Source organism: Micromonospora antibiotica, assembly GCF_017599305.1.
GTDB classification, from domain to species: Bacteria; Actinomycetota; Actinomycetes; order Mycobacteriales; family Micromonosporaceae; genus Micromonospora; species Micromonospora antibiotica.
This window is the reverse complement of the sequence record NZ_JAGFWR010000002.1, coordinates 623,901-648,999: the sequence shown is the minus strand read 5'-3', so window position 1 is coordinate 648,999 and position 25,099 is coordinate 623,901. Positions and strand designations below refer to the sequence as shown.

Annotated in this window: 26 protein-coding genes; 17 read left to right on the top strand and 9 right to left on the bottom strand. The window is 73.9% G+C overall.

What is annotated here, in order from left to right:
- Positions 1 to 254: 254 nt before the first annotated feature.
- Positions 255 to 527, bottom strand: a complete 273-nt coding sequence (locus JQN83_RS07855) for a DUF2795 domain-containing protein (protein ID WP_208566365.1) — start codon at positions 525 to 527, stop codon at positions 255 to 257.
- A 222-nt stretch (positions 528 to 749) separates the two neighbouring features.
- Between JQN83_RS07855 and JQN83_RS07850 the strand changes: the two genes are divergently transcribed.
- The 5 genes from JQN83_RS07850 to JQN83_RS07830 all read left to right on the top strand — a co-directional run bounded on the left by JQN83_RS07850 (position 750) and on the right by JQN83_RS07830 (position 4,246).
- Positions 750 to 1,163 (top strand): DUF2267 domain-containing protein, encoded by a 414-nt coding sequence (locus JQN83_RS07850; RefSeq protein WP_208566364.1) that lies wholly within the window; start codon positions 750 to 752, stop codon positions 1,161 to 1,163.
- A gap of 289 nt (positions 1,164 to 1,452) precedes the next feature.
- A complete protein-coding gene (locus tag JQN83_RS07845) occupies positions 1,453 to 2,472 on the top strand; it encodes a TerC family protein (protein ID WP_208566363.1) in 1,020 nt (339 codons plus the stop codon).
- A 110-nt stretch (positions 2,473 to 2,582) separates the two neighbouring features.
- Positions 2,583 to 3,173 carry a sulfite oxidase-like oxidoreductase gene (locus JQN83_RS07840; protein ID WP_208566488.1) on the top strand — a complete coding sequence of 197 codons (591 nt, stop codon included), beginning with the start codon at positions 2,583 to 2,585 and terminating at the stop codon, positions 3,171 to 3,173.
- 1 nt (position 3,174) lies between these two features.
- Complete coding sequence (locus tag JQN83_RS07835) at positions 3,175 to 3,936, top strand: ferredoxin reductase (protein ID WP_208566362.1); 762 nt, start codon at positions 3,175 to 3,177, stop codon at positions 3,934 to 3,936.
- 16 nt (positions 3,937 to 3,952) lie between these two features.
- Positions 3,953 to 4,246: a DUF6510 family protein gene (locus tag JQN83_RS07830; protein WP_208566361.1), complete on the top strand. Its 294-nt coding sequence runs from the start codon at positions 3,953 to 3,955 to the stop codon at positions 4,244 to 4,246.
- A 101-nt stretch (positions 4,247 to 4,347) separates the two neighbouring features.
- On the opposite strand, the gene JQN83_RS07825 is transcribed toward JQN83_RS07830, so the two are convergent.
- Positions 4,348 to 5,379, bottom strand: coding sequence for a LacI family DNA-binding transcriptional regulator (locus JQN83_RS07825; RefSeq protein WP_208566360.1), 1,032 nt, complete (start codon positions 5,377 to 5,379; stop codon positions 4,348 to 4,350).
- A gap of 224 nt (positions 5,380 to 5,603) precedes the next feature.
- Positions 5,604 to 6,689, bottom strand: coding sequence for a hypothetical protein (locus tag JQN83_RS07820; protein WP_208566359.1), 1,086 nt, complete (start codon positions 6,687 to 6,689; stop codon positions 5,604 to 5,606).
- Between the two features lie 296 nt (positions 6,690 to 6,985).
- Here JQN83_RS07820 and JQN83_RS07815 point away from each other — a divergent pair, with 296 nt between their 5' ends.
- Positions 6,986 to 8,287 carry an NAD(P)/FAD-dependent oxidoreductase gene (locus JQN83_RS07815; RefSeq protein WP_208566358.1) on the top strand — a complete coding sequence of 434 codons (1,302 nt, stop codon included), beginning with the start codon at positions 6,986 to 6,988 and terminating at the stop codon, positions 8,285 to 8,287.
- A 27-nt stretch (positions 8,288 to 8,314) separates the two neighbouring features.
- Here the strand turns inward: JQN83_RS07815 and JQN83_RS07810 are convergent, their stop codons facing one another.
- On the bottom strand, positions 8,315 to 9,403 hold the full coding sequence (locus JQN83_RS07810; protein ID WP_208566357.1) for an AI-2E family transporter: 1,089 nt from the start codon (positions 9,401 to 9,403) through the stop codon (positions 8,315 to 8,317).
- A gap of 156 nt (positions 9,404 to 9,559) precedes the next feature.
- On the opposite strand from JQN83_RS07810, the gene JQN83_RS07805 reads away from it, so the two are divergent.
- Complete coding sequence (locus JQN83_RS07805) at positions 9,560 to 9,895, top strand: hypothetical protein (RefSeq protein ID WP_208566356.1); 336 nt, start codon at positions 9,560 to 9,562, stop codon at positions 9,893 to 9,895.
- A gap of 148 nt (positions 9,896 to 10,043) precedes the next feature.
- Here the strand turns inward: JQN83_RS07805 and JQN83_RS07800 are convergent, their stop codons facing one another.
- Complete coding sequence (locus JQN83_RS07800) at positions 10,044 to 10,397, bottom strand: STAS domain-containing protein (protein ID WP_208566355.1); 354 nt, start codon at positions 10,395 to 10,397, stop codon at positions 10,044 to 10,046.
- An 83-nt stretch (positions 10,398 to 10,480) separates the two neighbouring features.
- Positions 10,481 to 10,831: an STAS domain-containing protein gene (locus tag JQN83_RS07795; protein WP_208566354.1), complete on the bottom strand. Its 351-nt coding sequence runs from the start codon at positions 10,829 to 10,831 to the stop codon at positions 10,481 to 10,483.
- Positions 10,832 to 11,096: 265 nt separating this feature from the next.
- On the opposite strand from JQN83_RS07795, the gene JQN83_RS07790 reads away from it, so the two are divergent.
- The 5 genes from JQN83_RS07790 to JQN83_RS07770 all read left to right on the top strand — a co-directional run bounded on the left by JQN83_RS07790 (position 11,097) and on the right by JQN83_RS07770 (position 15,582).
- On the top strand, positions 11,097 to 12,863 hold the full coding sequence (locus tag JQN83_RS07790) for a PP2C family protein-serine/threonine phosphatase (protein WP_208566353.1): 1,767 nt from the start codon (positions 11,097 to 11,099) through the stop codon (positions 12,861 to 12,863).
- A complete protein-coding gene (locus JQN83_RS07785) occupies positions 12,860 to 13,897 on the top strand; it encodes a cobalamin B12-binding domain-containing protein (protein WP_208566352.1) in 1,038 nt (345 codons plus the stop codon). The genes JQN83_RS07790 and JQN83_RS07785 overlap by 4 nt, the downstream gene beginning before the upstream one ends.
- A gap of 86 nt (positions 13,898 to 13,983) precedes the next feature.
- Positions 13,984 to 14,331: an STAS domain-containing protein gene (locus tag JQN83_RS07780; protein WP_208566351.1), complete on the top strand. Its 348-nt coding sequence runs from the start codon at positions 13,984 to 13,986 to the stop codon at positions 14,329 to 14,331.
- Between the two features lie 128 nt (positions 14,332 to 14,459).
- Positions 14,460 to 14,906: a response regulator gene (locus JQN83_RS07775; RefSeq protein WP_208566350.1), complete on the top strand. Its 447-nt coding sequence runs from the start codon at positions 14,460 to 14,462 to the stop codon at positions 14,904 to 14,906.
- A gap of 157 nt (positions 14,907 to 15,063) precedes the next feature.
- Complete coding sequence (locus JQN83_RS07770; protein ID WP_208566349.1) at positions 15,064 to 15,582, top strand: ATPase; 519 nt, start codon at positions 15,064 to 15,066, stop codon at positions 15,580 to 15,582.
- Between the two features lie 145 nt (positions 15,583 to 15,727).
- On the opposite strand, the gene JQN83_RS07765 is transcribed toward JQN83_RS07770, so the two are convergent.
- From JQN83_RS07765 to JQN83_RS07755, 3 genes are all read right to left on the bottom strand, one after another.
- Complete coding sequence (locus tag JQN83_RS07765; protein ID WP_208566348.1) at positions 15,728 to 16,561, bottom strand: hypothetical protein; 834 nt, start codon at positions 16,559 to 16,561, stop codon at positions 15,728 to 15,730.
- Positions 16,562 to 16,828: 267 nt separating this feature from the next.
- Positions 16,829 to 17,254: an OsmC family protein gene (locus JQN83_RS07760; protein WP_208566347.1), complete on the bottom strand. Its 426-nt coding sequence runs from the start codon at positions 17,252 to 17,254 to the stop codon at positions 16,829 to 16,831.
- Positions 17,255 to 17,335: 81 nt separating this feature from the next.
- The gene (locus tag JQN83_RS07755) at positions 17,336 to 18,286 is read right to left on the bottom strand and encodes a serine/threonine-protein kinase (protein ID WP_208566346.1); all 951 of its coding nucleotides are present in this window, start codon (positions 18,284 to 18,286) and stop codon (positions 17,336 to 17,338) included.
- Between the two features lie 255 nt (positions 18,287 to 18,541).
- On the opposite strand from JQN83_RS07755, the gene JQN83_RS07750 reads away from it, so the two are divergent.
- The 5 genes from JQN83_RS07750 to JQN83_RS07730 all read left to right on the top strand — a co-directional run bounded on the left by JQN83_RS07750 (position 18,542) and on the right by JQN83_RS07730 (position 25,060).
- Positions 18,542 to 18,775 (top strand): DUF8847 domain-containing protein, encoded by a 234-nt coding sequence (locus tag JQN83_RS07750; RefSeq protein ID WP_208566345.1) that lies wholly within the window; start codon positions 18,542 to 18,544, stop codon positions 18,773 to 18,775.
- A 133-nt stretch (positions 18,776 to 18,908) separates the two neighbouring features.
- A complete protein-coding gene (locus tag JQN83_RS07745) occupies positions 18,909 to 19,655 on the top strand; it encodes a response regulator transcription factor (protein ID WP_208566344.1) in 747 nt (248 codons plus the stop codon).
- Positions 19,633 to 21,294, top strand: a complete 1,662-nt coding sequence (locus tag JQN83_RS07740; protein WP_208566343.1) for a sensor histidine kinase — start codon at positions 19,633 to 19,635, stop codon at positions 21,292 to 21,294. Before JQN83_RS07745 ends, JQN83_RS07740 begins: the two co-directional genes overlap by 23 nt.
- A gap of 44 nt (positions 21,295 to 21,338) precedes the next feature.
- Positions 21,339 to 23,837, top strand: a complete 2,499-nt coding sequence (locus JQN83_RS07735; protein ID WP_208566342.1) for an ArnT family glycosyltransferase — start codon at positions 21,339 to 21,341, stop codon at positions 23,835 to 23,837.
- A complete protein-coding gene (locus JQN83_RS07730; RefSeq protein WP_208566341.1) occupies positions 23,834 to 25,060 on the top strand; it encodes a bifunctional glycosyltransferase family 2/GtrA family protein in 1,227 nt (408 codons plus the stop codon). The genes JQN83_RS07735 and JQN83_RS07730 overlap by 4 nt, the downstream gene beginning before the upstream one ends.
- The last annotated feature ends 39 nt before the right edge of the window (positions 25,061 to 25,099 follow it).

Genomic DNA, 25,099 nt, shown 5'->3' with positions numbered 1-25,099 from the left:
CGCCGCCCCGGCCGTGTGCTCGCCCACACTATTTCAACAATCAGCCGTACGGGTGATGGCGTGTCATATGCTGATCGTGGCAGCGATGCCCACCCGGTTCGGGTGGCCACCCGGCGGTTGGCCGGTGAACAGGCACGCGTGCGCCCCAGGTCACGGTTCGTGACCCGGGGCGCCCGCCTGTGTGGGGACCCCTCCCGCCTCCCGGCCCCGCCGTCTCGCCGGCCGGGCAGCAGACCACCTTCGCCGCCGGCGGCTCAGATGCTCCGCAGGTGTTGCGCGACCCGCAGGTGACGCCGGCGGTCGCCCCGTTCCGCGCGTCGGGCCGGGTCGCCCTCCGGCGCCGGGTCGAGCGCGGCGCAGCGGGCCACCTCGGCGGTGTCGGCGTAGTCCACCGGCGGCAGCGCGCGCAACGCCCGTACCACCTCCGGTGGTGCGCCCTCCCGCTCGGCCTGGCTCACCACGGCGTCGCGCGCCGCCGGGCAGTCCAGCCGGGCCAGGTACCGCAGGATCTCGGTTCGACTGGCCACCGGTGAGCCTCCTTGCCGCCTCGTGCCGGTCACGATCGGCGGCGGTTACCCGTCCGCCGGCCGGTCACGCGCCCCGAAGCGGAAAAGTGGCACCGTCGCCGGTGGTACGGCCCGGAGCGGGATCCGGCGTCGGAACCGGACCCGGGCGAGGGCGGGGAACCGGGTCGTTTCCGGGTCGCCGTGGCGGGTAACCGACCGGCCTCATGTCGAAGGGAGCCCCGCATGAACTACGACACCTTCGTCGACCAGGTGGCCCGTCGGGTCCGCACCGACCCGGAGCGGGCCGTGGTGTTGGTCCACGCGACCCTGGCCACCCTCGCCGAGCGGTTGACCGGTGGGGAGGTGCTCGACCTCGCCACCCAGTTGCCCGCGCCGCTGCGGCTGGCACTGCGGCCCAGTCCGAGCACCGAGGCGGCCGAGCGGTTCGGTGCGGCCGAGTTCGTCGCCCGGGTGGCGCAGCGGGCCGACCTGGACGAACCGGCCGCCCGGGACGTGGTGCGGGCGGTCTTCGTCACGGTCCGCGAGGCGGTCAGCGGTGGTGAGTTCGACGATCTGGTGACCCGGTTCCCCCGCGACTACCGGGAACTGGTGGAACCGGCGCTCACCCCCGGGGTGGCCGCCCTGCGCCGGGCCTGACCCCACCGGTCGACCCCGGTGCCACCGGGTGGTCGGGCTCCGGCGTGGGCGTGGGCCGACCGCCCCCCGGGCACACACAGCCGTTGACCAGGGCAACGACGCTGTGACGGTGGTGTGCCCTGACTTGGCGAGTCGCTCGGACCTGGCCTAACCTGGACCGCACGAGGGGAGTACTTCCCACGAACCATTCCGGTCAGTACGGCGCGCCCCGGGTGCGCCTCGGGTGGTTGCCCACGGCGAACGTGGGTGAAGGAGACCTCGAACATGGCACGGTGTTCGAGGAGGCTCCATGACCGATCTGTCGTACTTTGCTGCCGGTGGGTTGTCGTCGGTCGGCACGCCCACCCTGTGGGCGGTGACCATCGTCGGCGTGCTCGCCCTGCTGGTCCTCGACTTCCTGGTCACCCGACGCCCGCACGAGGTGTCGATCCGGGAGGCGCTGGGCTGGTCGGCCTTCTACATCGCGTTGCCGTTGGCCTTCGGCGGTTGGGTCTGGTACCGCTTCGGCTCCCAGCAGGGCGTCGAGTACCTGACCGGCTACCTGGTCGAGAAGTCCCTGTCGGTCGACAACCTCTTCGTGTTCATGCTGCTGCTGGCCGCCTTCGCGGTGCCCGCGGTGCTCGCCCAACGGGTGCTGCTCTACGGCATCGCCGGGGCGCTGGTGCTGCGCGCGGTCTTCATCGCCCTCGGCGCGGCGGCGTTGCAGACCCTCGACTTCGCGTTCCTGATCTTCGCCATCATCCTGATCGCCACCGCGGTCAAGCTGCTGCGCGACGCCCTGTCCGGGCACGAGCAGGAAGTCGACATCAACAAGATGCGGTCGGTGCGGCTGCTGCGCCGGTTCATGCCGGTCGTCGAGGAGTACCACGGCACCCGGATGACGATCCGGCAGCAGGGCCGCCGGGCCCTCACCCCGTTCGCCCTGGTGGTGGTCGCGGTGCTCGCCACCGACATCGTCTTCGCGGTCGACTCGGTGCCCGCCGTCTACGGCATCACCGAGGACCCCTACCTGGTCTTCGCCACCAACGCGTTCGCGCTGCTCGGGTTGCGGGCGCTCTACTTCGTCCTGCACGCCGCGCTGAGCCGCCTGGTGCACCTCAGCTACGGACTGGCCATCATCCTGGCCTTCATCGGCGTCAAGCTCGGCCTGCACTGGGCCCACGGGATCTGGTCGGGCGTGCCGGAGATCCCGACCCTGGCCTCGCTCGGCGTCATCATCGGCGTCCTGGCCGTGGTCACCCTCACCAGCCTGCGGGCCACCCGCGACCGGGAGCCCGGCGAGGTCGAGGTCGTCACCGACAAACACTGACGGTACGCGCCCGGCGGCGGCCCGCGACCGGGTCGCCGCCGAAGGCGTGCCGGTCGGCGGGAACCCTCCCGCGCACACCCGCCGGGTGGTACGACTGACGGGTGGGAATCGTGTCACCGGGCTTCCAGGGCCGACGCCGTACGACCGATCCGGCCCTGCCGCCGGGGCAGTACCTGACCGAGGACTTCCCGGTGCTGTCCGCCGGGCCGACCCCCCGGGTCCCGCTGGACCGTTGGGAGTTCGTCCTCGCCACCGAGACCGGCGACGAGTTCCGCTGGTCCTGGGCGGAGCTGATGGCCCTGCCGCAGGAGACCCCCACGGTGGACATCCACTGCGTCACCCGGTGGTCCAAGTTCGGCACCAGCTGGCAGGGCGTCTCGCTGGACGTGCTGCTCGACGGCGTGGACACCGCCGCCGACTACGCCCAGGCCCACTCGTACGGCGGATACACCACCAACCTGCCGCTGGACGACCTGCGTGACGGTCAGGCCTGGGTGGTGCACGGGTACGACGGCGAACCGCTGCCCGCCGAGCATGGTGGCCCGGCCCGGCTGCTGGTGCCGCACCTCTACTTCTGGAAGTCGGCCAAGTGGGTGCGGGGCCTGCGGCTGACCGTGGAGGACGAGCCCGGTTTCTGGGAGACGGCCGGCTACCACGACTACGGCGACCCGTGGCGTGAGCAGCGCTACCAGGGTGACTGAGGTGACCGCAGCCGCCCCGGGTGGCCGGGTCGCCGCCCCGCTGGGCTGGCGGGTGGCCCGGCTGGCGCAGCGCCGGATCGAGACGCCCACCGCGCAGACCCTCGTCCTGTCGGTGCCCGGCTGGCCGGGACACCTGCCGGGGCAGCACGTCGACGTCCGGCTCACCGCCCCCGACGGCTACCAGGCGGCCCGTTCCTATTCGTTGGCCGGCCCGCCCGACGGCGACCGGATCGCGTTGACCGTGCAGCGGGTGCCCGACGGCGAGGTGTCGCCGTACCTGACCGACGCCTGGGCCGAGGGGGACCCGGTGGAGGTGCGTGGCCCGGTCGGCGGCTGGTTCGTCTGGCGGTCCGAGCAGACCGCGCCGGTCCTGCTGGTCGCCGGGGGTTCCGGGGTGGTGCCCCTGATGGCGATGGTGCGGGCCCGCCGGGCCGCCGGCAGCCGGGCGCCGTTCCGGCTGATCTACTCGGTACGCACCCCGGCGGACGTCATCTACGCCGACGAACTACGTACCCGCGCCCGCGACGACTTCGGCCTGGACGTCAGCTACGTCTACACCCGCGAGGCCCCCGACGGGTGGCGGGGCGAGCCGCACCGGATCGGTCTGGCCGACGTGAACACCCACGGCTGGCCGGCGGACCTGGAACCGCTCTGTTACGTCTGCGGCCCGACCGGTTTCGTGGAGACCGTCGCGGACCTGTTGGTGGGGCTGGGCCACCCGACCCGGCGGGTCCGGACCGAACGGTTCGGGCCGACCGGCTGACCGGCGAGGAGAACCGATGACCGAGATGTCCTACCTGGACGGCAACATGCTCGACGGGCCGTTGCGCGAGCTGCTCGCGGTGGACCTGAGCGCGGCGACCGGGCGGTGCGCGTCCTGTGGCATGGTCGGCCCGATGGCCGGACTGCGCGTCTGGGCCCACGCCCCGGGGCTGGTGGGTCGTTGTCCCTCCTGCGCCGAGGTGATGCTGCGGCTGGTCCGGGCCCCCGACCGGGCCTGGCTGGACCTGCGCGGCGCGACCTACCTGCAGGTGCCGATGCCGACCGCCGAACCGTTCCCCCGGCCACTCTGACCAGCCACCTGCCTTCGTCCCCGCCGCCGTCGCGGGGTGCGGCCGGACGGCCCGGACCCGGGTGGTCCGGGCCCGCGGTCGGCACCCGCGGGTTCCGCCGGTCAGTGCGGTGCGGCGGCGACCGACGCCCGGCGGACCAGCGGGCAGGGCATGGCGACGTGCCGGGCCACCCGGCGGCGGGCCCCCTTCGGCCGGTCGAGCAGCTCCACCATCGTCTCGACCGCCCACGCGCCCATCCCGTGATGCGGCAACGCCACGGTGGTCAGCGCGGGGAACAACCCGTCCGCGATGACCTCCTGGTTGTCGGAGCCGACCACCGACAGCTCCTGCGGCACCCGCAGGCCGAGTTCGGCGGCGGCCCGGTAGACGCCCATCGCCATCCGGTCGGTGAAACAGAACAACGCGGTCGGCCGGTCGGCCGCGTCGAGCAGGACGCGGGCGGCCCGGTGCCCGCCGGCGGGGTCGCCGACGTCGGCACGTACCAGCTCCGGCCGGTACGGGACCCCGGCGGCCCACAGCGCCTCGCGGTAGCCGAGCAGCCGGCCCCGCGCGGCGGGAACGTCGTCGACGGTGGTGACGAAACCGATCCGGCGGTGCCCGTGGGCGAGCAGTTCCCGCACCGCCGCGGCGGCGCCACCGCGTTCGTCCGGCACCACCGAGGGGAGCGTGGCGTCGTCGCTGCGGGCGTTGAGCAGCACCACCGGCATCGGGCGCAGCTCGTCGGGGACCCGCACCACCCGGTGGTCCGTGGTCGCGTAGAGCACGCCGTCGACCCGGTGCCGCGACAGCGCCCGGATCTCCCGCCGTTCGGCCTCGAGGTCGCGTCCGGTGGTGAGCAGGAGCACCCACCCGCGTGCCGATGCGGTCTCCTGTGCGCCGAGGATGAGCCGCCCGGCCTGCCCGGTGGCGGCGATGACGTCGCCGAGCAGCCCCAGCGCGTACGACCGTTGCAGCCGTAGCCCCCGGGCCAGCCCGTTCGCCGCGTAACCGAGTTGCCGGGCCACCGCCTCGACCCGTTCCCGGGTCTGTGCGCTGACCCGGGTGCCGGACTTGTTGTTCAACACGTGGGACACGGTGGTCACCGAGACGCCCGCCGCGGCGGCGACGTCCCGGATGCTCGCCTTCGGTCCCATCGGCTCACCTTCGTGCTGCTCGTGGCTCGGCCGCCGGGGCGACGGTCCGACAACGCTAGCCGAACCGGCCGGGAAGCGGAGACGACGTGCGGCACCCGGTCCACGGGTTGGGCGGGGCGGCGACGGCCCCGGCACGTGCCGGCCGGGCGGGTGCTGGCGGTACGGCGGCGTCGCCCGGGTCGATGCCCGCCCGTGCCGTGCACCGGCGGGCATCGACGTCCGACTCAGATGCGGGAGGTGAAGGCGACCAGCACCTGGTACGGCGCGGGTGTGCCGGTGTTGTCGAAACAGATCACGTCCACCGGGGCGTCCACCGCGTACGACCACGGCTGGGTCAGGTTGCAGTAGTTGGGCCCGGTGCCCTGCGCGGTGACCTGGGCGTGCGTCTCCTTCTGGCCGAGCTGCTTGAAGGTGACCAGGTAGCGGCCGGCCGGTGCGAGCGGCGCGATGGTGTTGACGCCCACCCCGAGCTGGGAGTTGTCGTTGGTGGGGCCGCCCGCCGCGCTGGCCAGGTGACCGAAGAACTTCGGCGGGGCCAGCGACCCGATCACCGACCGGCCCCGGTGGTAGGAGAGGGTGAAGTCGGTGTTCACCGGCGCTCCGGCCTGGTCGAAGCAGAACACGTAGACCAGTACGTCGGTGCCGGAGGCGCCCCACCGGGCGACGGTGCACCGGCGCGGACCGGCGTTCGGCTGGATCGCGGTGGCCTGCACGTTGCCGGCCAGCACCCCGGCCAGCCCGACCCCGGGCAGCCGCACCGACCACTGCCCGACCCCCAGCGGGGCCAGCGCGGCGGGGGCCCCGGTGGACACGTACGACTGGACCAGGCCGCTGACCCCGCCCTGGACGTAGGCGTGTGCGGTGCCGGCCGGCAGCACCCCGGAGCTGGCGGTCCACAGCACGGTGAACCGGCTGTCGTCGCGGGTGCCGCCGGGGGCGAAGCACTGCACGTCGACGATCTCGTCGGTGCCCGACTGGAACCAGCGCACCACGGTGCAGTAGTGCCCGGCCCGGTCCACCGGGGTCACGTGCGGCACCCCGCGCGCACCGGCACCGATCTGCGGGAAGCGCACCTGGAACCGGCCCGGGGCGAGCTTGATGCCGGTGGCCCAGGCGGCCGGGAAGGCGGTCTTCCAGGTGCCCCACTGCCGGGTGGTGTCCAGCACGGTCCAGCTGGTGACGGTGGGGTTGTCGACGTAGGCGAAACCCCACCGGTCCGCGGTGGCCGCCGCGGCGGGTGCGGTCGGCGCGAGCCCCACGGCCGCCAGCAGGGCGGCCAGTGCGACGGCGACGACACGGCGAACTCTCATCTGTCCCTCCGATTGGTGGTGGTCGAACAGGAACTCAGCGTGAGCGGAAGGCGCGCCGAAAGCAACGGTGTCGTCTACGCGGTGTGACTACAGTCGGGACCCCGTCACTGATGTATCAGGCGGGCCGGAACGCCCTCGTGCACCGCACGCGTCCTCGCGCGGCGGCGGGAACGATGACTCCGGGTCACCGGCCGCCCCGCTCCGCCCCGCCCCGGCGCGCTCCGCTCCGCTCCGGCGCGACGGTGCCGGGGCGATCCGACACGTTTGTCGTGCTGACCGCCGGGAAGGGAGCGGGCATGACGAAACCTCGTGTGGTGATCGTGGGCGCCGGTTTCGCCGGTTACCACGCGGCGAAGACGTTGCGGCGGTTGGCCGGTGGGCGGGCCGAGGTCGTGCTGCTGAACTCGACCGACTACTTCCTCTATCTGCCGTTGCTGCCCGAGGTGGCCGCCGGGGTGGTCGAGCCGACCCGGATCTCGGTTCCGTTGACCGGCACCCTGCCCGGGGTGCGGGTCGTCGTCGGCGAGGCCGACCGGGTCGACCTGGCCAACCGCTGGGTGGGTTTCGCCAACCCGGAGGGGGAGCGGGGCCAACTGGCCTACGACCGGCTGGTGCTCTGCGTCGGCAGCGTCAACAAGCTGCTGCCCATCCCCGGGGTGACCGAGTACGCCCACGGCTTCCGGGGCCTGCCCGAGGCGGTCTACCTGCACGACCACGTGGTCCGGCAGATCGAGCTGGCCGAGCAGGCGCAGGACCCGGCCGAGCAGCAGGCCCGCGCCACCTTCGTGGTGGTGGGCGCGGGCTACACCGGCACCGAGGTCGCCGCGCACGGGCAGCTCTTCACCGACGCGTTGCACGCGCAACGCCCCCGGTTGACGGTCCGGCCCCGGTGGATGCTGCTGGACGTCGCCCCCCGGGTCCTGCCGGAGCTGGACGAGCGGATGTCGCGCACCGCCGACCGGGTGCTGCGTCGTCGGGGTGTCGACGTCCGGATGGGCACCTCGGTCGCCGAGGCCACCGCCGACGGGGTACACCTCACCGACGGCGAGTACGTCCCGACCTGCACGCTGGCCTGGTGCGTCGGGGTCCGTCCCGACCCGTTCGTGGCCGAGTTGGGGCTGCGGACCGAGAAGGGCCGGTTGGTGGTCGACGAGTACCTCAACGTCCCCGGTTTCCCCGAGGTGTACGCCTGCGGCGACGCCGCCGCCGTGCCGGACCTGACCCGCCCCGGCCAGGTCTGCACGATGACCGCCCAGCACGCGCAGCGGCAGGGCAAGCTCGTGGCGCGCAACATCGCCGCCTCCTACGGCCAGGGCCGGCGTCACCCGTACAAGCACCACGACCTGGGTTGGGTGGTCGACCTCGGTGGGAAGGACGCGGCGGCCAACCCGCTGAAACTGTCGCTGTCCGGGTTGCCCGCCAAGGCGGTCACCCGGGGCTACCATCTGCTGGCGATGCCCGGCAACCGGGCGCGGGTGAGCGCCGACTGGGTGCTCGACGCCGCGCTGACCCGCCCGGCGACGCAGCTCGGCCTGGTCCCGGCCAACGCCGTGCCGTTGGAGAGTTCCTCGCCCGAGGTGCCGGCGCGCACCCGCTGACCGAAGCTGATCGGTCCGGCCGCCGGCTCACCCCCGGCGGCCGGACCGGGCCGCGTCGGACCCGCCGACATCGTCACCCCTGCGGCGGCCGGCGGGCCCGAACTCGCGCACCAGCACCTGGACGACTCCGGCCGCCGGGATGGCCAACAGCGCCCCGACCAGCCCGGCCAACTCGGCCGCGACGAGCACGCTGACCAGCACGGTGAGCGGGTTCAGCCGGACCGCCCGGGACATGATCAGCGGTTGCAGCAGATGGTTCTCCACCTGCTGGTAGACGACGAAGAAGACCAGCACCACCAGCCCGGCGGTGGGGGAGCGCAGGAAGCCGGCCCCGGACGCGACGACCGCCCCGAGCGTCGCGCCGACCAGCGGAACCAGGTCGGCGATCCCCACCAGTAGCGCGATCACCGCCGCGAACGGCACCCCCACCAGCACCAGCACGACATACGTCCCCAGTCCGCAGATCACGCTGATCAGCAGGTTGCCGCTGAGATAGCCGGTGATGACCCGCGAGGTGCCCCGCCCGATCCGCCGCAACCGCACCCCCGTGCCGGCACCGACCGCCCCGAGCATGGTCCGGATGATCCAGGGCGCCTCCAGGACCATGAGGTAGGCCAGCACGACGACGGTGACCAGGCCGGCGAGGGTCCGCAGGACGCCCCGGAACAGTTCCACCGCCGGCTGGCGCAGCTCACCGCCGTACCGCTGGACCTGGTCGCCGTGGCGACGGGCGTAGTCCAGCAGGCCGGTCCGGTCGAGCAGGCCGCCCAGCGGTCCCTGCCCGGCGCGGGCCTGCCGCAGCAGTTCGGGGGCCCGGTCGGCGAACCGGCCCAGCTCGTCCAGCAGCGGCACCAGGATCACCGCGCCCACCGCCGCCAGCAGCCCGAACACGGCCAGGAAGACCAGCAGGGTGGCCGTGGCCCGGTGCCGCACCAGCCGGCGCTCCACCCGGTCCACCAGGGGTTTGAGGGCCGTCGCGAGGAACGCCGCGAGCAGGATCCAGATCAGCACCCGACGGGTGGACCAGAGCAGGCCGAGCCCGATGACGACCGCCAACACCAGACCGATCACGATCAGCGCCCGGCGGGCGGTACGACGATCGTCGGTGGTCCCCATCCGGCGCGGCTACCCCCGGTCGGCGCCCGGAAACCGTTCTGCCGGACTCCGGCGGGCGGTGGCTTCACTCGCCGGGGGTGAGGGGCGCTCACCCGTCCGGGGCAGACCATCGAGGCGACCGGAGGTCTTCCGAGGCACGCGGAAGGGAAGGTCGTCATGAAGAGGATCGTGGAGATTGTTCCGGCTCGTCCCGGCTGGTACTCGCGGTGGCGGATCGGCCCCGAGGCGACCCGGTGCTACCCAGTGAGCCTCTGGGCGCTGGTGGAGGAGGCCGACGGTTCCGGTCGTGAGGTCGTCGGTGTGGACTGCGCCGGGCAGTGGCCGGGAGCGGAGGAGAACGAGTCGGGTGGGGGATTCGTCCGTTACCTGTTCCAGCTGCCCGATTCCGGTCCTCCGGAGGACGTCGAACGACCCTCCCCCGTCGAGGTCCGGTCGACCGGTCCCCGCCGGCAACCCGCCGTCGTGACGCAGGAGCCCGCCGTCGCCGGATGACCGCCGCCCGTACGCCGACGGGGTCGACCGGGCCGCCCGCCGCCGGTCCCGGCACGAACAGGACCGGGGCGCAGCTGACCCGCCCGACCCCCTCCCGGCCCCCGGCCCCTGGTCCCAGGGTCGGGGGCCACCCCGGCAGCCGGGTGGCTCAGCCCACCTCGCGGACGTCGTCGGCGGCACCTGCCGTCGGTCGCTCCACGGCGAGCAGCTCGGTCAGGCCGGTGCGGTCGAGCAACTGCTGGAGCCGGTCACCCACCCCGGTCAGCCGCAGCGGCCCGACGCCGCCCCGGCTGAGCACCAGGAAGGCGCTCAGGCCCGACGAGTCGCACAGGCCGACCCCGCCGAGGTCGACCGTCAGCTCGTGGCAGCCGTCCGCGCGGACCCGGGCCGCCGCGTCGAGCAGCTCCGGAGCGGTGTCGAAGTCGAGGTCACCGGTCAGCCGCAGCCGGGCGTGGCCGGCATCGGGCCGGGTCACCTCGATGGACAACAGCTGCGGGCGCACGCCCTCATGTTCCCAGCAACCCCGGACCGGGAAACGTCGGGGGTTGCTGGGATCCACCCGGGCCGGGCGCGGTCGCCGGGGGTTCAGACGGTGGCGGCGGGTGGCTTCGGTGCGGCGACAGCGGACTGCTCCGGCGCCTGACGGGCCAGTAGCCCGGTGACCCCCGTCATGTCCAGGATGGTCCCCAGGAACCGGGGCGTGGCTCGCAGGCGGATCAGTGTCCCGGCCCGCTGGCCCTCGCGCCAGGCGTGCACGATGACCGACAACCCGGTGCTGTCGATGAAGGTCAGGCCGGCGAAGTCGATGACGATCACCGGAGGCCGGCCCGTGAGCAACCGGTCGATCTCGGCGCGCAACGGCGCGGAGGTGGTGTAGGCCAGCTCACCCCCGACCGAGATGACCGGTGACCGGGGGTCGGACCCGTCGACCGACATGGTCAGTGGGGCAGCTTCGAAAGTCCTGCCAGGGGATGCCACAGCGCGCCTTTCCGCAGGGTCGACGGTCGGGCTGGATCAGCCGGATCGTAACAATCTCCCGGCGGGTCCGCAGGAGCGCGTATCCGGGCCGCCGGGTGCCGTGCGGTGGCGGAACCGGCCGTGCGGCGTAGGCTGAGCGGAACAGATTGGCGCATACGGACGACCTCCGCGGCCCGGCGAACGGTGACAGGCGGACGGTGACAAGGGGAGTGGGGCTCAGCTGGTGGCTGCTGCCGACGTCAGGGGTTTCGACCCGGGCGACGGACGGATCTCCACGCCGAGTGCCGGACGGGCTCCGGCCCGGTCCGTCGGCGCCCCCGCCGTGCTGCCCCCGCTGGCACCGGACGGCACCAGCCCCGAGCCCGCCCGGCCCGAGCCTGCCTGGTCCGAGGTCGTCGAGCACTTCCGTGAGGGCCTGATCATCTGTGACTCCGACGGCGTGGTGAGGCACGTCAGCCCCGTCGCCGCGCGGTTGCTGCCCGAGGTGACGCCCGGTCGTCGCCTGGCCGCCGCCGGGCTCGCCGTGCTGACCGGGGTCACCGACCCCGACGGGTTCGGCCATCACGGCCGGCGGCTGCGGATCCGCCGGGTGGCGCTGTCCGGGTCCCGTAGCTGTCTGTATGTCGAGGACGTCACCGACAGCGTCTCCCGGGCGGACGCGCTGCTCGCCGAGCGGGCCCGGTCCGCCTTCCTCGCCGTCGTGGGGGAGAAGCTCGGTAACCCGCTGCACCCCGACCGGGCCGCCGCCGCCGTCATCCGGCTGACCGTACCCACCCTGGCCGAGGTGGCGGTGCTGGTGCTGGCGCCCCGGTCCGGGCGGGCCCGGTGGTGGCGGGCGACCCGGGCCGACCACGAGTCCCCCACTGTGGACAGCGGCGTGCTGCCCGCCGCCGCACTGCCCCCGGCGATCGCCGAGGGGCTGTCCGGTGTCGAGCCGCATGCCGTGGACTGGCTCGTCGAGCAGGCGGTCGAGGCCGGTTGGCTGCCGGGGCTGACCACGTCGGAGGTGACCGCCCGGGTGGTCTCGCTGCCCGGCCGGGACGCCCCGGCCGGGGTGCTGCTGGTGGCCCGCCGCACCCGCTGGTACGACGAGGCCGACCTGGATCTCGTCCGGGCCTTCGCCGCCCGGGCCGGCGCCGCGCTCACCACCGCGGTCCTCTACCGCAACCAGGCCGAGGTGGCCGACACCCTCCAGGCCAGTCTGGTGCCGGTGGAGCCGCCCGAGGTGCCCGGCGTGCAGTGGGGGACGGCCTACCGGCCGGCGCAGGCGAGCCTGCGCATCGGTGGCGACTTCTACGGCGCGCACCGGCTGGCCGACGGTGGCGCGGTGTTCTTCCTCGGCGACGTCTCGGGCAAGGGGGTGGAGGCCGCGGTCTTCACCGGCCAGTTGCGTCAGTGTCTCCAGGCGCTGCATCGTGTCGAGTCGCACCCCGGCCGGCTGGTGAAGCTGCTCAACGACGCCCTGCTGGAGACCACCCAGGCGCACGGTCAGGGCCGCTTCGCCACCCTGGTGCTCGGCACGGTACGCCCGCACCGCGACGGCGGCCTGTCGCTGACGATGGCCGGTGGCGGGCACCTGCCGCCGCTGGTGCTGCGCAACTCCGGCGAGGTCGAGACGGTGCCGCTGCGCGGCATGCTGATCGGCGTGGTCCCCGACCCCCGCGTCGGTGAGGTCACCGTACGCCTGGCCGTGGGGGAGACCTGTCTGCTCTACAGCGACGGGGTGACCGAGGCCCGGGGCGGTCGACGTGGTGACGAGCAGTTCGGCCAGGACCGGTTGGTCCATGCGGTGACCGCCTGCCACCGGATGCCCGCCCCGGCGCTCGCCGAGCGGGTCGAGCAGGTCACCTGCGACTGGCTGGGGCACGGTGACCACGACGACATCGCGGTGCTGGCCCTGCGGGCGACCGGGCCGGGCGGTCGTCCCCGACGGCACCTGCACTCCGTCCCGGCTGTCCCGGGCACGGCCGAGAGGAACCCCCGACCGTGACCGCCCCGGTCGACCCGGCGCACGCCTTCGCCGACTTCCTCGCCTGTCTGGAGGAGGCGGACGAGTACGGCGCGATCGAGGTCGCCACCGGGTTGCTCGACGCCGGTGTCGCCGCGGAGCGGGTGCTGCTCGACCTGGTCGCACCGGCCCAGGTCGAGGTGGGTGAGCGGTGGGCCCGCAACGAGTGGAGTGTGGCGCAGGAACACGCGGCGACCCACATCAGCGAGCGGGTGGTGGCGGCGATCGCCGGGTACGCCGATCCGCGTCCCACCCGGGGGCGGATCGTGGTGGCCTGCATGGATGGTGAGTGGCACGCCCTGCCGCCCCGGCTGGTCGCGGAGGTGCTGCGACTGCGCGGCTGGCAGGTGACGTTCCTGGGGGCCAGTGTGCCGGCTGCGCACCTGGTGTCCTACCTGCACCGGCACGACGCGCACGCGGTCGCGTTGGCCTGTGCCCTGCCCATGCGGCTGCCGTACGCGCACCGGATGATCGAGGCGTGCCGGCGCTCGGACGTGCCGGTGGTGGTCGGCGGGCGCGGGTTCGGTGTGGACGGCCGGTGGGCCCGGCGGCTCGGGGTCGCCTGGGCGGCGGACGCCCCGGGCGCGGCCGACCTGGTCGCCGACGAGCGGCGGTTGCGTCGGGTGCCACCCGCGGAGCTGTCCCACCTCGCCGACCACGAGTACGCGGGCCTGGTGAAACGGCGTGGTGAGCTGATCGACTCGGCGGTGGCGGACCTGCGGGTCCGGGTGCCGTCGGTCGGGGAGTACACCTCGACGCAGTGGGATGCGACGATCGGTGATCTGGGCTACATCGTGGATTCGCTGGCCGCCGCCGTCTACGTCGACGACCCGGAGCTGTTCACCGACTTCGTGTCCTGGCTGGCGACGATCCTGGCCAGTCGGGGGGTACCGACCGCGGCGGTCGCGTCGACCCTGGGCCACTACGGGCACGCCCTGCGTGACTTCCCCCGGGCGGGACGGTTCGTGGCGCTGGGTGTGGCGGCGACCGTCGCGTCCGGGGTCGTCCGGCACTGACGCGGCGTTGCGGGGCGCCCGGGGAGCGCTGCGTATACTTGCTGCACTGCAAGGGTCTTCCTGCGGTGGAAGCGAGAGGGACGACGTTGACCTTCACCGTCACGCACGACGAGCGCGATGGTGGCGGCGTGTGCCTGCGGCTCGCGGGCGAGTTGGATCTCGGTGCGGCCGGGGCGCTCAACGCCGAGATCGACCGGCTCGTGGCCGACGGCGAGCGGCACCTGCTGCTCGACCTCGGCGCGTTGACCTTCTGTGATTCCACCGGCATCGCGGCCTTCGTGCGCGGTGACAACCTGACGGCCGCCCGGGGCGGGTGGTTGCGGCTGTCCGGGGCGACCGGCCGGGTGGATCGGGTTCTCCAGATCACCGGACTGGCCGAGGTGCTGCGTTACCAGCCGGACACCGCCGACCCGCGGTCGCCGTCCGCCCGGTGATGGGCTAAATTTCCCCGCCAGCGGATGACCGACCGGTTTCCCACCTCGCGGATGACCGCGTTCGGTTCTCCCGCCGACGGGGTACCGAGACCGTCGTCCCCGATCGCCGAGACAGACAGGTTGGACCCATGGACCGAGGCGCCACGAACCCCGTCCGCATCCTGGTGGTCGACGACGACCCGGGTGACGTGCTGATGATCGAGGAAGCCCTGGCGGACTCCGAGATCGCCAAGGTCATCGACGTGGTCGGTGACGGCCAGGAGGCGATGGAGTTCCTGCGTCGGGAGGGCCGGCACGTCGACGCCCGCCGCCCCGACGTGATCCTGCTCGACCTGAACATGCCCCGGATGGACGGGCGTCAGGTGCTCGGCGAGGTCAAGCAGGACGACGACCTGCGGACGATCCCGATCGTGGTGCTGACCACCTCGAACGCGGACACCGACATCGTGGGCAGCTACAGCCTGCAGGCCAACGCCTACGTCACCAAGCCGATCGACCTGGACGACTTCAACGACGTGGTGCGCCGGATCGACGAGTTCTTCGGCCGGGTCGTGGTGCTGCCGAAGCGTTCCTGACCGCACGGTTCGCCCCGGCGCGTCCCCCGCGCCGGGGCCCGGTCGGCCGCCGGCCCCGCAATTGCTGAACATTTTTCCTGAACCGCCCCCGTGTCGGCCGGCTGCCGCCAGGATCGAGCTGGGACAGACGTATCAGCTTCCTGGGGGGCGACACGTGATGAGGTTCTCCGTCGTGCGGTCCGGCTCCGACCGGCAACAGGCCGATTCCTTCCTGGACGAGCTCGGAGTCCGGTTGACCCGACTCGCCGCGCGGGCGGAGGTGATCGGCGGCGCGGGGCGGGACTGGGATCAGATCCGCCAGGAGACCACCCTGCTCCTGGCGATGGTCGACCGGCGGCGGGCCGACGCCGGCCGGGCGGTCCGCCCGGCGGAGCCGGCGGCCGAGCTGCTGGCCCGGGCCCGCGACGAGCTGGACGCCGCCCGGGAGGAGGCCCGGCAACTGCGGGAGCGGGTGTACGCCGAGGCGGTGCAGGCCCGGCGGGAGTTCGAGGCGTCGCTGCACGAACGGCGGCACCGGGCCGCCCGGGCGGATCAGCTCCTGACCGGGGTGGCCGTCGAGACGGTGCCGGTCGACACCCCGACCGCCGCCGCCGGGGGTGTGCCGGCGACCCGGGCGGCCACCGGTGTCGACGAGGTGCCGGCCGACCAGCCGGAGCCGGGGACCTGGGTGGCCTGACCGGGCCGCACCCGCTGCCGGCGACCCGCCCGGGGCCGTCGGGCCTCAGCGGTCGATGCCGCCACCTGCGGCGGTCGTCCGGGGCCGTCGGGCCTCAGCGGTCGGTGCCGCCACCGCTGCGGTGACGGGCCGGGGTCGTCGGGCCTCAGGTCAGCGCCGCCACCACGGTGGTGGCCCGCTGCTCGTGCCGTGCGTAGGCGCGGGGGTAGGCGGAGATCTGCACGGCCTGCGCGGCGGCGGTGACGCTGAGCTCCCGCCAGCCGGGGATCTTGGCCAGTGCCGCATAGAAGGCCCGTGCCGCATAGTCGGGGCGCATCAGCTGGGCGACGGTGCCCCAGCCGCTGCTCGGGCGTTGCTGGAACAGGCCGACCGAGTCGTGGTCGGAACCGCTGCCCTGGTGCGGGTGGTCGTACGACTCGGGCAGCACGTCGCTGGCGAGGTTGTGCAGGTCGCTCTCCTGCATGGCGGTGGCGACGGCGACCACCATGCCGCGTCGGGGCACGCCCAGGTCGACACCGGCGTCGACGATCTTCTTGGCGTTGTCCATCTGGAGCGGGGTGAGGCCGGCGACCGGGCGGGGCCGGCCCGGCTTCGTCGGTGTCGGTGAGGCGCCGCGGGCGGCCGGTGGGTGCGGGCTCGCCGACGCCGGGTCGGCCGGGGGTGAGGCGGCCCGGTCCCGGGCGCGGGAGGCCCGCTGTTCGTCGGCGGCCCGGTTGGCCAGCACCTCCTGCACCGGCCGGGGCCGCTGCCGGTCGACGTGGTGCGTGCCGGCGAACGCGATGAGCCCCAGACAGCAGGTGACGCCGCCGGCGAGGGCGATCCGGGCGGGGACCGAGGCGAACGGGGTGCGTACGCCCCGCCGGGGCGGCTCCGGTGCGCGGTGCCGGCCGATCCTCCGTTCGTCCGAGGTGGCCCCGGTCGAAGGGTCAGCCGCGTGCTGTCGGGTCGGTCGCTGCTCATCGGTGTCGTCGGGGTGCACCCGCCGAGGCTAGAGAGGTTTCGGCCGCGGACCACCGCCGTGCCGGGTGGCCTGCGCCACACCGGGTCACTTTCCGCCCGGATCTTCTCCGCATATCGCCATGGGAGCCGCGTAAGCCTCAGGCCACTTCTGTCGCTTATAGCATTAATTCCTATGCGATAGCGGACAGAATGTCATCGCTGCTGATCGATCAGTGGGCATCGTTCGTCCGGGGGGCGACGGTGTCCGTACCACCGACCGCCGCCTCCACCGGACGAACGATGTGGCTCAGTGCCGGCCGTTGTCGGCCGCGCTCACCGTCAACCGGTGCCGGCTGCTGTCGTCGCTGGAGAACGGCCAGAGCCGGTCGGCGTACGCGACCAGCTCGGCCAACTGGTCGCGGCTCAACCCCACCGACGAGATGCTGGCGTGCACGTCGGCCCGGTACCGGCCGTCGTCGTCGCGTCCCAGCTTCGCCTCGGCGGTCACCTGCACCGTGTGCGCCTCGTCGGTGATCTCCCCGGCCGCCTCGACCGCCGCGTGGTGCAGGCAGGAGGCGAAGGCGGCGGCGAGCAGCTGCTCCGGGGTCAACCCCGTGCAGTGCGGCGCGAGCGGCGACGCCAGCGCGGTGGAGAGCCCACCGTCGTCGGTGCGTACGTGCCCGCCCGTGGCGGTCGCGCTGGCCTCGTGCAGCCAGGAACTCGGATCCGGCATCGCGTTCCTCCCTCACTCGTCGGCCGGATTCCCGGCCACGAACGGGTGAAACGCCGTGCCGCGCGGCCGGCGGAACCGGGATCAGACCGATCCGGTACGCGACCAGTCGTGCAACGCCACCGCCTCGGTCGCCTCCGCCGCCGCCCGCTCGGTCCAGGGCGACATCGACGCCGTCCGGGGCCGGGGCACCGGGGCCAGCATCGGCACGTAGACCCGGGCGTCGACCACCTCCGCCAGCTCCAGCGCCGCCACCAGACTGCTGGGCCGTTGCCGGGGGTCGTCGTCGAGGCAGCGCCGGCACAGGTCCACCACCTCGGGTGGCAACCCCGCGATCGGCGGCAACGGTTCCGCCGTGATCTTCCACCGGGCCCCGACCAGTTGGGTGGCGGTGGTCCCCGCCGCGTACGGCAACCGGCCGGTGAGGCTGTAGTAGAGCAGGACCCCCACGGCGTACATGTCGGCGGCGGGGGTGGCCGGCTGCCTGTCGAACTGCTCCGGGGCCAGGTACGCCGGAGTGCCCACCACCATGCCGTCCGGGCTGCGGTCGGGGGCCCCCGCCGGGGTGGCGATGCCGAAGTCGAGCACCTTCGCCCCCGACGGGGTGAGCATGACGTTGGCCGGTTTGACGTCGCGGTGCACGATGCCGTGGGCGTGCGCCGCGGCGAGCCCGGCGGCCACCTCGGCGCAGACCCGCACGGCGATGCGCCAGTCCAACGGCCCGGCCCGCAGGTGCGCGGCGAGGGTCTCCCCCTCCACCAGCTCCATCACGATGTACGGCATCTCCCGGCCCGGCAGCGTCGTGGAGGTGCCGAAGTCGTGGACGCTGGCGACGTTGGGATGCACCAGCCGGGCGGCGGAGCGGGCCTCGGTCCTGATCCGCTCGACGGAGGTCTCCTCGCCCCGGTGGGCGGGGGACATCAGCTTGACCGCGACCGGCCGGTCCAGCACGACGTCGTGCGCCCGCCAGACCTCCGACATCCCACCCATGCCGATGCGCTGTTCGAGCTGGTACCGCCCGGCGAGCGTCCTCATCGACCCGCTCCTGTCCATGCCGACCGCGTCGCCGGGATGGCGATGGCGCTGCCGAGCCGGTACCCGGCCGCTGCGCAGGGCAAACCGTCCGCCCGCCCCGGTGGACCCCGGAACCGCCAGGTGCCGGCCGATCCGTGCGGCCTGCGTCGGGTGCCCTCCGTCGTGCGGCGTCCGTCGTGTGCCCCCGGCCCGGCCGGGCGTGCGGTAGCTTGCCGGGGTGGCCGGCGTACCGTCGGCCCACCACCGGGAGGGTCGATGGGCGAGGTGACCGTACGCTTCCTCGGTGGGCCGGCACACGACCTGGTCAGGGCGTTGCCAGCCGACCCGGCGGGCGCACCGCCGGTGCGTTGGGTGCTGCGCCACCCGGACACCCCGCCGGCCCCCGGTGGAGGCGGCCCCGACCACCTCTACCAGCGGAACCCGGCGACCGCCGACGGGGTCTGGACGATGTCCTTCGTGCACACCTACCCGCTCGGCGCGGGCCAGTAGCGGCCCACAGAAGCACGATCGGCCCACCCGACCCCGTCCGGCCCGGTACGGTCGAGCGGGGCCGCCGCACGCGCACAGCCGGCACACAGGATGCGCATAGGTCAGGACCAGCAACCGGTCCCACGATGGGGGCATGGTGACCGACGGGCAGACCGTACCGAACCGGATCGAGCTTCGCCGTCCCGACGGCGAGCCCGTCCGGGTGCTGGTGGTCGACGACGAACCCACCCTGACCGACCTGCTCTCGATGGCACTGCGCTACGAGGGCTGGCAGGTGCGCAGCGCGGGCAACGGGATGGCGGCGCTCAGCGCGGCCCGGCAGTTCCAACCCGACGCGGTGGTGCTCGACGTGATGCTGCCCGACCTGGACGGCTTCCAGGTGCTGCGCCGGCTGCGCGAGCAGACCCCGACCGTGCCGGTGCTGTTCCTGACCGCCCGTGACGCGGTTGAGGAACGGATCGCCGGGCTGACCGTCGGTGGCGACGACTACGTCACCAAGCCGTTCAGCCTGGAGGAGGTCATCGCCCGGTTGCGCGCCCTGCTGCGGCGTACCGGCTTCGCGGTGACCGCCCGGGAGGAGGCCGTGCTCACCGTCGGCGACCTCACCCTCGACGAGGACAGCCACGAGGTACGCCGGGGCGACGACCTGATCACCCTGACCGCCACCGAGTTCGAGCTTCTGCGCTACCTGATGCGCAACCCGCGCCGGGTGCTGAGCAAGGCGCAGATCCTCGACCGGGTCTGGAACTACGACTTCGGCGGGCAGGCCAACGTGGTCGAGCTGTACATCTCGTACCTGCGTAAGAAGATCGACGTGGGACGCCGACCGATGATCCACACCCTGCGCGGCGCCGGTTATGTCCTCAAGCCCGCGCCGTGACCCGGTCGGCCGGCTGCATCGCCGGCTGTCCGGTGCGGTCCGGGCACGGTGGCTGGCCGGTTGGTCCCTGCGCCGCCGGCTGGTGCTCACCGTGGTCGCGCTGCTCGCGCTGGTCAGCGTTGGCATCGGCGGGCTGACCACGGTCGCGCTGCGGCACTTCCTGATCAGCCAGGTCGACAGCCAACTCGTCATGGACAACCGCCGCTTCGACAGCCGGCTGCCCTGGGAACGGCCCCAGGACCAGCCGCGTCCCCTCGACCAGATCGCCGGTCGGCAGGGGCAACCCGACCCACCGCCGACGTTCCCGATCGGCTCGGTCGGGCTGCGGGTCACCCCGCAGGGGGAGACGTCGGCCCGCATCCGTAGCAGCTCCGGGGCGACCGAGGCGCTCACCGCCGCCGAGGTCGCCCCGCTGACCCGGCTGCCCACCGACCGCGCACCGCACACCGTCGCGCTCGGCGACCGTGGCGACTACCGGGCGGTGTCCCGACGGCTCCCCGACGGCGACATCCTGATCTTCGCCTATCCGCTGCACATGGCGCAGGAGACGGTGTGGTGGATGGTCGCCGCCCAAGCGGGCGTCGCGGCCGCCGGCCTGCTGGTCGCCGGCAGCCTGGGTGCGCTGATCGTCCGGGCCACGCTGCGCCCGCTGCACCGGGTGGCGGCCACAGCCGGGCGGGTCGCCGAACTGCCCCTGGACCGGGGCGAGGTGGCCCTGTCGGTGCGGGTGCCCGCCGTCGACACCGACCCGCGTACCGAGGTGGGGCAGGTGGGCGCGGCGCTGAACCGGATGCTCGGTCACGTCGCCGCCGCGCTCGCCGCCCGGCAGGCCAGCGAGACCCGGGTACGCCAGTTCGTCGCCGACGCCTCGCACGAACTGCGCACCCCGCTGGCCGCGATCCGGGGCTACGCGGAGGTGGCCCGCCGGGGCCGGGACCAGGTTCCCCCGGACGTCGCCCACGCGCTGCGCCGGGTCGAGTCCGCCAGCACCCGGATGACCAGCCTCGTCGACGACCTGCTGCTGCTGGCCCGGCTCGACTCCGGCCGGCCGCTGGCCACCGGCCCGGTCGACCTGACCGCGCTGGTGGTGGACGCGGTCAGCGACGCCCACGTGGCCGGCCCCGAACACCGGTGGCAGCTCGACCTGCCCGACGAGGCGGTGGAGGTGCCCGGCGACGCCGTCCGGCTGCACCAGGTGGTGGCGAACCTGCTGGCCAACGCCCGGGTGCACACCCCGCCCGGCAGCACCGTCACCACCCGGCTCGCCCCGATGCCCGGCGCGGTGCAGATCAGCGTCACCGACGACGGCCCCGGGGTGCCGGCGGAGCTGCGCGAGGAGGTCTTCGAACGGTTCGCCCGGGGGGACAGCTCGCGGTCCCGGGAACACGGCAGCACCGGCCTCGGCCTGGCCATCGTCGCCGCCGTGGTCGAGGCCCACCACGGCACCGTCGCGTTGGAGAGCCGGCCGGGCCGCACCGTCTTCACCGTACGGCTGCCGGACTCCCCCGCCCCCGCGCCCCCGGCCTCGGACCCGCCGACACCGGCACGTCCCACCGCCCCCGCGCCGCAGGTTTCCGTCGCGCCCGCGCGGTCGGACGGCGACGGGCCCGCGTCCCCGGATTCCACAGCGCACGCATAGCCAGGGCACGGGATCGACCCAACCAGCCCGGCCAGGCTGACCGCATGGACAGAACCGAGAGCCTGCTGACGACGCCGGCCAGCCCGCCGGACGCCGCGACCGTACCGCCGTCGGGCCCGCCCGACGCCGCGACCGAACCGCCGGCCCGGTCGGCGACCGTCCACCCGGACGCGGGCGACGCGCCCCCACCACGGGACCCGCGCTGGGTCAGACCCGCGCTGGCCGTGCTGCTGCTCGGCACCGCCCTGCTCTACCTGTGGGGCCTGGGGGAGTCGGGCTGGGCGAACTCGTTCTACTCGGCGGCCGTGCAGGCCGGTGCGGAGAGCTGGAAGGCGTTCTTCTACGGCTCCTCCGACGCGGCCAACTCGATCACCGTCGACAAGACGCCGGCCTCGCTGTGGCTGATGGCCCTGTCGGTACGGATCTTCGGGCTGAACAGCTGGGCGATCCTGGTGCCGCAGGCGCTGCTCGGCGTCGCCTCGGTCGGCGTCCTGTTCGCCACCGTCCGCCGCTGGTACGGCCCGGCCGCCGGCCTGATCGCCGGGACGGTCCTGGCGCTCACCCCGGTCGCCACCCTGATGTTCCGGTTCAACAACCCGGACGCGCTGCTGGTGCTGCTGCTCGTGCTCGGCGCGTACGCCACGGTGCGGGCGGTGGAGACGGCCAGCACCCGGTGGATCGTGCTGGTCGGGGTGCTGGTCGGCTTCGGCTTCCTCACCAAGATGCTCCAGGCGTTCCTGGTGGTCCCGGTCTTCGCCGGGGTCTACCTGCTGGCCGCGCCGACCGGTTTCTGGCGGCGGATCCGGCAGCTGCTGCTGGCCGGCCTGGGCCTGGTCGTGGCCGCCGGGTGGTGGGTCGCGACGGTGGAGCTGGTCCCGGCCAGCGCCCGGCCCTACATCGGCGGGTCGCAGGGCAACAGCATCCTGGAGCTGACCCTGGGCTACAACGGTCTCGGGCGGATCACCGGTGACGAGGAGGGCAGCGTCGGCGGCGGCGCCCGGATGGGCGGCGGCGGTGGGCCGTTCTCCGGGCAGACCGGCTGGTTGCGGATGTTCGACACCGAGGTCGGCGGCCAGATCTCCTGGCTGTTGCCGGCCGCGTTGATCCTGCTCGTCGCCGGCCTGGTGCTGGCCGGGCGGGCGGCCCGCACCGACCGCCGGCGTGCCGGGCTGCTGCTGTGGGGCGGTTGGCTGCTGGTCACCGGGCTGATCTTCAGCTTCATGTCCGGCATCTTCCACGCGTACTACACGGTGGCCCTGGCCCCGGCGGTCGGCGCGCTGGTCGGCATCGGCACCGTCCTGCTCTGGCGGGAATGCCGGGCCGCCGCCCGATCCGCCACCCCGGTAACCGGTACGGCGACGCCCGCCGCGCCGGTCACCGCGTCGGCTGTCCACCCGGGACCGACGCCGGGGGCCGACCTCGGGCCAGCGCAGCCTGCCGCCGGCCCGGCACAGCCTGCCGCCGGTGTCGTGCCGACTGTCGCCGGTACCGCGTCCGGGGCCGGTGGTCGGCGGTCAGCCCGGTGGCGGGGGGTGTTCGCCACCGTCGTCCTGGCCGGCACCCTCGCGGTGACCGCCTGGTGGTCCTGGACCCTGCTCGGGCGCAGCCCCGACTTCCACCCCTGGCTGCGCCCGGCCGTGCTGGTGGTCGGCCTCGCCGTGGCGGTGCTGATCCTGGCGGCCCGACTGCTGCCCCGGCGGCTGGTGCCGGTGGCGCTGGCCCTCGGCGCGTCGGCCGCGCTGGCCGGCCCGGCGGCGTACGCGGCGCAGACCGCCGGCACCCCGCACACCGGGTCCATCCCGAGCGCCGGCCCGGCCGTGCAGGGCGGCTTCGGCCCGGGGCGTGGCGGACCCGGCGGCCGGATGGGCAACGGTATGGAGTTCCCCGGTGGCGGCTTCCCGGGCGGCAACCGGCCCGGCGGCACCGGCCAGAACGGTCAGCCTCCCGGCTTCCCCGGTGGTACCGCCGACGGCGGCCCGGGCCAGTTCCCCGGTTTCCCCGGCGGCACCGGCCAGAACGGCGGCACTGGGCAGTTCCCCGGCTTCCCCGGTGGCACCGGCCAGAACGGTGGCACGGGGCAGGACGGCGGCACCGGCCGTAACGGTGGCACGGGGCAGGACGGTGGGCGTACCGGGGGTGGCCAGGGGCGCACCGGCGGCGGGATGGGCGGGCTGCTCGACTCCCGCGAGCCGAGTGCCGCGCTGAAGGCGCTGCTGACGGCCGACGCCGACGACTACACCTGGGTCGCGGCGGCCGTCGGCTCCAACAACGCCTCCGGATACCAGCTGGCCACCGGTCGTCCGGTGATGGCGGTCGGCGGCTTCAACGGCAGCGACCCGTCGCCCACCCTGGCCCGGTTCCAGGAGTACGTGGCCGCCGGGAAGATCCACTACTTCGTCGGCGGGGGCGGCTTCCGGGCCAACGGGGGCAGCTCCGCCTCCCAGGAGATCGCCGCCTGGGTCGCCGAGACCTTCACCGCGCAGACCGTGGACGGGGTCACCGTCTACGACCTGACCAGTGCCGGACAGGAGGCACAGGGATGACCACGATCGGCAGCCCCCGACCCGCCGTCGAGACCCGGACCGACACCCCCACCGCCGTGCTCGACGTGGTGGTGCCGGTCTACAACGAGGAGACCGACCTCGGTCCCTGCGTACGCCGGCTGCACGAGCACCTCAGCACGCACTTCCCGTACCCGTTCCGGATCACCGTGGCGGACAACGCCAGTGTCGACGGCACCCTCGCGGTGGCCGAGGCGCTCGCCGCCGACCTCCCGCACGTCGAGGTGCGGCACCTGAGCGCCAAGGGTCGGGGCCGCGCGCTGCGGGCCGCCTGGTCGGCCTCGGACGCCCCGGTGCTGGCCTACATGGACGTGGACCTGTCGACCGACCTGGCCGCGTTGCTGCCGCTGGTCGCCCCGCTCATCTCCGGTCACTCGGACCTGGCCATCGGCACCCGACTGGCGCGGACCTCCCGGGTGGTGCGGGGCGCCAAACGGGAGGTGATCTCCCGGGCCTACAACCTGCTGCTACGGGGTGCCCTCGCGGCCCGGTTCTCCGACGCGCAGTGCGGTTTCAAGGCGATCCGCGCCGACGTGGCCCGGGAGTTGCTGCCGTTGGTGCAGGACACCGGATGGTTCTTCGACACCGAGTTGCTGGTGCTCGCCCAGCGGGCCGGGCTGCGCATCCACGAGGTGCCGGTGGACTGGGTCGACGACCCGGACAGCCGGGTGGACATCGTGGCCACCGCCCTGGCCGACCTGCGCGGCATCGGCCGGCTGGGGCGGGCCCTGCTCACCGGGGCGTTGCCGCTGGCCACCCTGCGCGCCCAGTGGGGCCGGGCACCGCTGGCCGGGCAGCCGGCGCGGGTGCCGGTCGGGCTGCCCGGCCAGTTGGCCCGCTTCGCGCTGGTCGGGGTGGTCAGCACCGTGGCGTACCTGGTGCTGTTCGTGGTGACCCGGGGGGTGCTCGGCGCGCAACCGGCGAACCTGGTGGCGTTGCTGGTGACCGCGGTGGGCAACACCGCGGCGAACCGGCGGCTCACCTTCGGCATCACCGGTCGCCGGTCGGTCGGTCGGCACCACCTCCAGGGCCTGCTCGCCTTCGCCCTCGGACTGGCGTTGACCAGTGGTGCGCTCGCCGCGCTGCACGCCGTCGGCACCCCGGCCCGGCCGGTCGAACTGGCGGTGCTGGTGGCGGCGAACCTGGCCGCCACGGCGCTGCGGTTCCTGCTGCTGCGCCTGGCGATGCACCACCGCCGGCGCTGACCGTCGGGCGGCGACGCGTCGTGGCCGCCGTACCCCGCA